This is a genomic window from Nocardia cyriacigeorgica, assembly GCF_010858045.1.
Lineage (GTDB): Bacteria > Actinomycetota > Actinomycetes > Mycobacteriales > Mycobacteriaceae > Nocardia > Nocardia cyriacigeorgica_E.
The window spans coordinates 1-455 of sequence record NZ_JAAGVC010000116.1 but is presented as its reverse complement, the minus strand read 5'-3'; the positions used below and the strand labels follow the sequence as shown (position 1 = coordinate 455).

Here is a 455-nt window from a genome sequence, read left to right as displayed (position 1 = left end):
CCGGCAGCCTCCGCCTACATCCACGCGCACCGCGACCAGCTGAGCGGCTCGCGAGTGTGGATGTTCAGCGTCGGGCTGGGCCCCGCCTTGCGCGGGCCCCTCGGACGCCGACTCGGTCGAGTCGTTCCGAAGAAGGTCGCCGAGCTGCGCGACACGATCAGGCCTCGGGGATACCACGCCTTCGCAGGTAGATACGACCGCGCAGGAGCCGGATGGAAAGCTCGCACGCTCTACAGGCTGATTGGCGGCGCACGCTACGGCGACTTGCGCGACTGGGCCGCGATCCGCACGTGGTCGAACGACATCGCGAGCGCCCTCGGGCTGCCACACTCGGCCGCCAACACCGTCCATCCGTAACTACCATCCTGTGGGTTCACCCGATAGGACCTCCACATGCACGACCACGACGACCCACTCGCTCCGGCGATGCACACCGCCCACGAATGGCTCCGCAC

Annotated in this window: 1 pseudogene; it reads left to right on the top strand. The window is 68.1% G+C overall.

Annotated features, from left to right (window positions below):
* A pseudogene (locus tag GV790_RS28965) lies at positions 1-357 on the top strand (flavodoxin domain-containing protein); the annotation flags it as partial.
* Positions 358-455: the final 98 nt, after the last annotated feature.